General features: G+C 38.4%; 6 protein-coding genes. All 6 read right to left on the minus strand.

Annotated elements, in window-relative coordinates; genetic code table 11:
* A partial coding sequence (locus V7147_RS24220) for a DivIVA domain-containing protein (protein ID WP_335370358.1) occupies positions 1 to 128 on the minus strand: 128 nt, incomplete at its 3' end.
* 94 nt (positions 129 to 222) lie between these two features.
* Positions 223 to 780, minus strand: coding sequence for a DUF1273 domain-containing protein (locus V7147_RS24225; protein ID WP_335370359.1), 558 nt, complete (start codon positions 778 to 780; stop codon positions 223 to 225).
* A 137-nt stretch (positions 781 to 917) separates the two neighbouring features.
* Positions 918 to 1,154, minus strand: a complete 237-nt coding sequence (locus tag V7147_RS24230) for a spore coat protein (RefSeq protein WP_335370354.1) — start codon at positions 1,152 to 1,154, stop codon at positions 918 to 920.
* A 348-nt stretch (positions 1,155 to 1,502) separates the two neighbouring features.
* The gene (locus V7147_RS24235) at positions 1,503 to 2,765 is read right to left on the minus strand and encodes a ribonuclease H-like domain-containing protein (RefSeq protein ID WP_335370355.1); all 1,263 of its coding nucleotides are present in this window, start codon (positions 2,763 to 2,765) and stop codon (positions 1,503 to 1,505) included.
* A 24-nt stretch (positions 2,766 to 2,789) separates the two neighbouring features.
* On the minus strand, positions 2,790 to 5,066 hold the full coding sequence (locus tag V7147_RS24240) for a DEAD/DEAH box helicase (protein WP_335370356.1): 2,277 nt from the start codon (positions 5,064 to 5,066) through the stop codon (positions 2,790 to 2,792).
* Between the two features lie 258 nt (positions 5,067 to 5,324).
* The gene (locus V7147_RS24245) at positions 5,325 to 6,785 is read right to left on the minus strand and encodes a protein adenylyltransferase SelO (protein ID WP_335370357.1); all 1,461 of its coding nucleotides are present in this window, start codon (positions 6,783 to 6,785) and stop codon (positions 5,325 to 5,327) included.
* Positions 6,786 to 6,839: the final 54 nt, after the last annotated feature.

The raw sequence follows: 6,839 nt of genomic DNA on the forward strand, positions 1-6,839 counted from the left end.
ATTTCATAGTCCTTGATGATCACATCTAAAAATTTATCAACTTCTTCTTGTTTGTAGCCTTTCATGCCTGATTTAAATTCTTTTTCAAGTATCTGTGTTGCTGTTAATTTTATTTTATCAGATAACATAAATTTCACCTCGATACACTTTCCCCATTATTCCTATGTCTATTTTTTCAAAAATTTCATGTATTGTCAATTTATATTGGCAAAGCAGCTTCTTTTAAAAGTCATTATTTGCGTATTGATCCTCTTCTACGACTGCCTGAAGGTCATACGCGTTAATTGTTATAAGCTGATAATCCTCATTTTCGCACTTTTTTTTCGCATCTGAATAAATATAACGTGGACTCCCTTCATTTTCCTCGTCATATAGTATTAATAATGCATCACTTTTGTCTAGAAAAAAAGCATTTTTCAATCGGAATTGCGATGGATTATCATATTTTCGGTTTGTAATGCTGTTTACATAGTCCGCTTGGGACAGAATGAATTGGTAGTATTCTTTATTTGTTTCGTTCCAATTTTCGTCTTGCTCAAGGAATGGAGTAATGACAGCAATTTTAAGGTCTGGATACTCGTCTTGAAGTTCATATGTAATTTCGGCAGCCCAAAGCTCAACCCCAAGTTGACCACTTATAATGACCCATTCAAGTCCATCTTCAATTAAAGGAATCAGCGCATTTTTTAGGGCTAGTTTAATATATCGGATTCCAGGATGGTCTTGTCCAAAAATTCCAAGCTCGAACGGTTTATAGCCTGTAATTGCAACTACCTTTATCATCTCAAGACTCCTTTCCTTGTGATTTTCGCGATATACACTCCAAAAAACATATGTAAAACAGGAACCATTACAGCTCCTGTTGTATTTTTGTCAAGTTCATTTGTTACATTTTTAGGTTAGGTTTCTTTATTTGATTACCGGCCAAGAAATGGACCTGGTGGTCTTGCTCCACAGCTGAAGTGTTGATTTGTTACTTCATTCGCAACAGATTCTGTGTGTGGAAAATAATGCATATGTTGATACATATGATGATTTACATGTTGCGTATGTGAAGGATGAATATGTGGAACAATTGTTTTACAGCAGTGGTGTTGAACACAGCATCTCGTTGGGTGAATAATAGGTTGCATTACATTTGTTGGACAAAACATTTTATCTATCTCCTTTCCTTCATCTGTCTTACAGTAATAGCCTATGAAGGAATGCGGAGTCATGTACTAATCAAAACACCTATTTTTATTAAAAAAACGCATATGAGCCGTCTTTTATCCCAGTTAACACGATTAAGATTAAAACTAGTACAAAAAAGTACAGAAATAAAATTTTCTTATACATTATTTTCGCTCCATCTAAAATAATATTTCCCTTACACAAAACACTATTTTACATGGTATTACAAAGTTCTACAATGACAAATGAAGGAAGTCTAAAAATATTCATGAAATCGACAAATCAAACGCGAAAAACCACTAATTTTGCGCTTACCCGGGTAATATTTTCTAACTATTTTGAAGTTTCCTGCCTATTCTTGCGATTCGCTTCTCAAATTCGCTTTCAATTTTTGTATCATTTGTCTTATTATCTGAGGCCCTTGTCGTTTTCCATCTTGTGTAACCACTATTTGCAAAGTCCCATGCGGATTCGAAATCCTTTACATGATGCTCATAATATTTCGCAAGCTCTATACTTGCTACAACGGCTTCCTGATCATCACCATTCTCATGTATCTCAATAAATAGCCTCATCGCTTCTTCAAGATTTTTCTCCTTTTTTGAAAGAAAAGCAAGGGCCAGTTTTGCCTTTGTTTCCTTTTCTGAATCTACATCAACTACTTGCTGATATAATTCCTGCGCTTTACCAGTCTCCCCTAAAGCCTCAAGCCACCTTGCCACTTCGTATTTATCAGAAGTATATTTATTTTTTTCGTTCAATATGACAGCACCTGATAAATGGATGTATAAAGTCAATAAGGATAAAATATCGATTTCATTATGCCGCATCACACCAAAAATTCCATCTGGCATCTGATTTTCTACAAAATCAAAATAAAGAATCGGAGCTAAATAACCCGGGACATCACCGTTACGCTTTATGTCTAGAATCTCCTTCTCGACATTTGAAAGTCTTACAGAATCCAGTTTGTTTTTCCAGAGCCTTCTAGCTGCATGATACAAATCGAAATGTCCAAAATCCGGCAACTTAGGCAATGCATCCCGAATTAATGTATGCCTTGTTTTTACTTGTGGCCAATCAAAGGATTTTCCGTTATATGTGACTAGAGTTGTGTAATCAACACTCGAAAGAAAACTTTGGTAAAGGGCAACCTCAGCTCCAGGATTGGGTAAAAAATGTTGGGTAAGGATCACTTTATCCTCCTGAACTCTTGCATGTCCTAATAAAAAGATTGTATTCCCTGTCCCCCCACCTAAACCTGTTGTTTCCGTATCAAAGAAAAATAAATCGGAAAGTTGATGTCCTTTTGCAGACAATGGGTGCTTTATTGAAGATGTATTCCACATTTCGATACAATCGTTTAATTTGGAAAACGAATATAAACCATGCTTATAATCCAATGGATATTCCACTTTCCGAACCATGCAGTACGTTCCATCAAAATAAAAGGGTTCGGCTCCAAATTCTTTCCATTTATCAAGAAAGGGAATTTCCTCCATCACAACTGAAGGTTCGACAGATTTCGATTTTCCCTCTTCTTCTTTTACAATATGATTTTTTAACCGGTTTAATTTCCCTTTAAGCGACATAATGAAACTCCTTTAAAATTTTCCTTACTTTCCTTGTTTTAGCTTTGAAATTATAGTTAGCGCATCTGTTTTTGCTTGTTCCTGGATGACGTCTGTCCCAATGCAGGAAGGACAACCTGATTCACAGGAACATTTTTGAATTAATTCTTCTGATTCAGTTATGAGATTTTCCATAGCATCATAGATTTTTTCACTTAAGCCAATTCCGCCTGGATAACGATCGTATAAAAAGATTGTGGGCTGCTCATTGTGGACAGCTTTCACCTGTGGAACAACATGCAGATCAGATGGATCGCACATTGTCATAAGTGGCGCAACATGCCTTAACACATTCGCAACACCTACTAAACCTTCCTCAATTCGCTCGTCACTTAATCCCTCAAGTTCAGATTTTTTCAAACTTATCCACGCAGAAGAAGTATGCAGTTCCTCTTCTGGGAGATGAATCGGACCTGACCCGATATTCTCATGCGTTTCAAATTTTATTTTCTTGAAAATGGTTGCCATTGCTTGAACAGATACGTCTCCATACCCAATTTCGATTGATTCATTTGATCGTTCTTTATCAACCTCTAAAACTCTAAGGCTAACAGCTAGGTTAGCATCTGTAAAATAATCGACATCTACTTCCCTCACAAAAGCTTTTTTTTCTTCCCAATCTAGCTTTTCAACCTGGAATTGAACACCTTGGTGCAAATAGATGGCTTCATCATGAAGTAAGGTCATCGCACTAAATCGGTCCATTTCCCCAATAACCTTCACAGCAGCTATATCGGTTTGGTCAATGATGACAACATTCTCCTGAGAAGCTGAACGCAGGCTTATATTGTGGGCTGGAAAGGAATCATTCATCCAATACCATTTATCCCCATTTTGATAGAGGACTCTTTCCTCTGTTAAAAATTCTAGAATATCTTCAAGATCAAGGTCGCCAAATGTATCGCCAGCTTTAAACGGCAATTCATAGGCGGCACACTTAATATGGTCAATTAAAATGACAAGATTATTAGGATTAATCCGAGCTGTCTCAGGATTTCTACTAAAAAAGTATTCTGGGTTTTGAATCATATATTGATCAAGTGGATTGGAGCTTGCAACCATAAAAATGACAGCTTCCCCTTGGCGTCGGCCAGCACGACCCGCTTGCTGCCACGCACTTGCAATCGTTCCGGGGTAGCCGGTCATAATACAAACTTGAAGCTGTCCAATGTCAACACCTAATTCAAGAGCATTCGTGCTGACAACCCCATAAATATCACCATTTCGAAGTCCTTGTTCTATTTCACGACGTTGTTTTGGCAAATACCCTCCACGATAACCACGGATTGCTTTAGGACCAAGCTTGTGTTTAACTAGCTCCTGCAAATACGTAAGTATAATTTCCACCCTTACCCTACTTCGGGCAAAGACTATCGTTTGGATTTTATTTTGCAAAAATTCACTCGCAAGTTTCCGCACTTCAAGGGTCGCACTTCTTCGAATATTGAGCGGTTTATTAACAATCGGTGGATTGTAAAATACAAAATGCTTCCTACCCGTTGGTGCACCATTGTTTTCAATCAATTCCATCTTCGTTCCTGTCAAATTTTCAGCGAGTTCCTGTGGATTGGCAATGGTTGCTGATGTACACATAAATATCGGATTACTTCCATAAAATGCGCAAATCCGTTTCAATCTCCTAATCACATTTGCAACATGGCTTCCGAATACACCGCGATAAGTGTGTAACTCATCAATCACAATATATTTCAGATTTTCAAACAATGAAACCCATTTTGTATGATGGGGAAGAATAGCTGAATGCAGCATATCTGGGTTTGTAATGACAATATGTCCTGCTTTTCGTACCTTTTGACGAATGTTTGCCGGTGTATCACCATCATATGTATAACTGTTAATGGCAACTCCCATTTCCTCAATGATTTCATTTAGTTCACTTTTTTGGTCCTGAGCTAATGCTTTTGTTGGGAACAAATAAAGAGCGCGTGCCTGATCATTTTCAACAATCGTTTGTAAAACAGGTAGATTGTAGCAAAGCGTTTTACCCGACGCTGTCGGAGTTACGGCAACGAAATTCCGTCCACTTCGTGTTATTTCATAGGCTGAATGTTGATGGGTGTAAACTCTTTGTATCCCTCTTTTGCCCAATGCTTCTCGTAATCTATCATCTATGGATGCAGGCAATGCAATCGTCTTGGCAGAGGTAGCCTCAATCGTATGCCAGTTAACTATGTTTTTAGCGTATTGTGGGTTTTCTTTTATAAAATCCATTAGTTCTTGGATATTTTTCCGAAACTTCATAATAAATCACCTCAGAATTTCTACTCTAATTGTACAGAATAAACGTTCGTTTTTGAAGTGATAATGTAAAATATGTAACTGGTATTTTTAACATACACAGAAAAGCTTAATGCTTCCGTCTATCGGCGACAAGCATAAGACAAGCGTTGACAGAAGGTGCTCTTTACCTTCCGAAGCGATTGGCTTAGACCAGAGAGCCGATGACGCTTGGAACTAGACAAAAAAAGGCACACCAGAAAAGGTGTACCCTAGGATAATTTATGTTCCACAAAATGTACGATATGGTTGGTTTGTAGGCTCAGGTGGATTTGTATAATCAGAATGCTCATCTGAGTGTGCAAAAGGATCTTTTAACACTGACAGTAGTCTTTCCATAACACTGTAATCACCTTCGCTCGCCGCATCAAGTGCTTCTTCAACGCGATGGTTTCGCGGAATGATTGTTGGATTCGATGTTTGCATTAAATCCTTGATCTCTTCATCTGATTTCTTCTGTCTCCCTTGTCTTTCCTTCCACTTTTGTTGCCAATTTTTAAAACCATCTGTGCCGCAAACTGCAAGGCTCTCAAATTTATCGAGCGTGAGGGCAACAAACGTATTTGTATAATCTGACTGGTTTTGTTCCATCAATTCCAGTAATTCTTCAATTAGTTCGTTATCCTCTTCCTCTTGATCAAATAAGCCAAGCTTCGCCCTCATTCCGTTTAGCCAATTTTCTCGATAAATTTCATTGTATTTCGTGATTTCACCTTGTGCTAATTGTAGGGCTTGTTCCTCGTTTTCATGAAGTAATGGTAATAAGCTTTCCGCAAACCGTGCAAGATTCCAACCACCGATATATGGTTGATTACCATATGCATAACGCCCTCCTGTGTCAATTGAGCTAAACACAGTTTTTGGGTCATATGTATCCATAAATGCACACGGACCATAATCAATGGTTTCTCCGCTAATTGCCATATTATCTGTGTTCATTACACCATGAATAAAACCTACCAGCTGCCATTTCGCAATTAAAGCTGCTTGACGTTTGATCACTTCGCGTAAGAGTGCAAGATAGCGGTGTTCCTCATCCTTAATTTCGGGGTAATGACGTTCAATTGTATAATCCGCTAAGGTTTGCAGTTCATCCACTTTTCCCAATCCTGTAATAAATTGATACGTTCCGACACGTATATGACTTGAAGCAACTCGAGTAAGAATGGCTCCAGGGAGAACCGTTTCTCGATAAATTGGCTCACCTGTGGAGACAACTGCTAAACTTCTAGTAGTCGGAATCCGTAATCCATGCATAGCCTCACTAATGATATACTCACGCAGCATTGGTCCAATTGCGGCACGACCATCTCCACCGCGTGAATAAGGCGTGCGACCCGCACCCTTTAGCTGTATATCATAGCGAGTTCCTGCGGGTGTAATCGTTTCACCGAGCAACACTGCACGGCCGTCTCCAAGCATCGTAAAATGCCCAAACTGATGACCAGCATAGGCTTGAGCTATAGGGACAGCACCTTCTGGTATGCGATTTCCAGCAAAGACCTCTATCCCATCTTTCAATAATTCCTTAACATCTAAACCAAGTGATTCTGCCAAGTGTTTATTTAGGATAACTAACTCTGGTTCCAGGACAGGATTTGGATTTGTTTTAGAATAGAATTCTTTTGGCAACTCTATATAGCTGTTGTCAAAGTTCCAACCCATTTCACTTTTCGTAATCATAAACACCCCCTCATTTAATCAATATTCCTCGGCATATTTACGCCCAGATTTTTT

It is taken from the genome of Bacillus sp. JJ1521 (assembly GCF_036965165.1).
Classification (GTDB): domain Bacteria; phylum Bacillota; class Bacilli; order Bacillales; family Bacillaceae_L; genus Ferdinandcohnia.

Excerpts from the sequence above, each read along its gene's own strand:
- V7147_RS24240 (WP_335370356.1), bottom strand. The coding sequence starts at position 5,066 with ATGAAGTTTCGGAAAAATATCCAAGAACTAATGGATTTTATAAAAGAA.
- V7147_RS24235 (WP_335370355.1), bottom strand. The coding sequence starts at position 2,765 with ATGTCGCTTAAAGGGAAATTAAACCGGTTAAAAAATCATATTGTAAAA.
- V7147_RS24245 (WP_335370357.1), bottom strand. The coding sequence starts at position 6,785 with ATGATTACGAAAAGTGAAATGGGTTGGAACTTTGACAACAGCTATATA.
- V7147_RS24230 (WP_335370354.1), bottom strand. The coding sequence starts at position 1,154 with ATGTTTTGTCCAACAAATGTAATGCAACCTATTATTCACCCAACGAGA.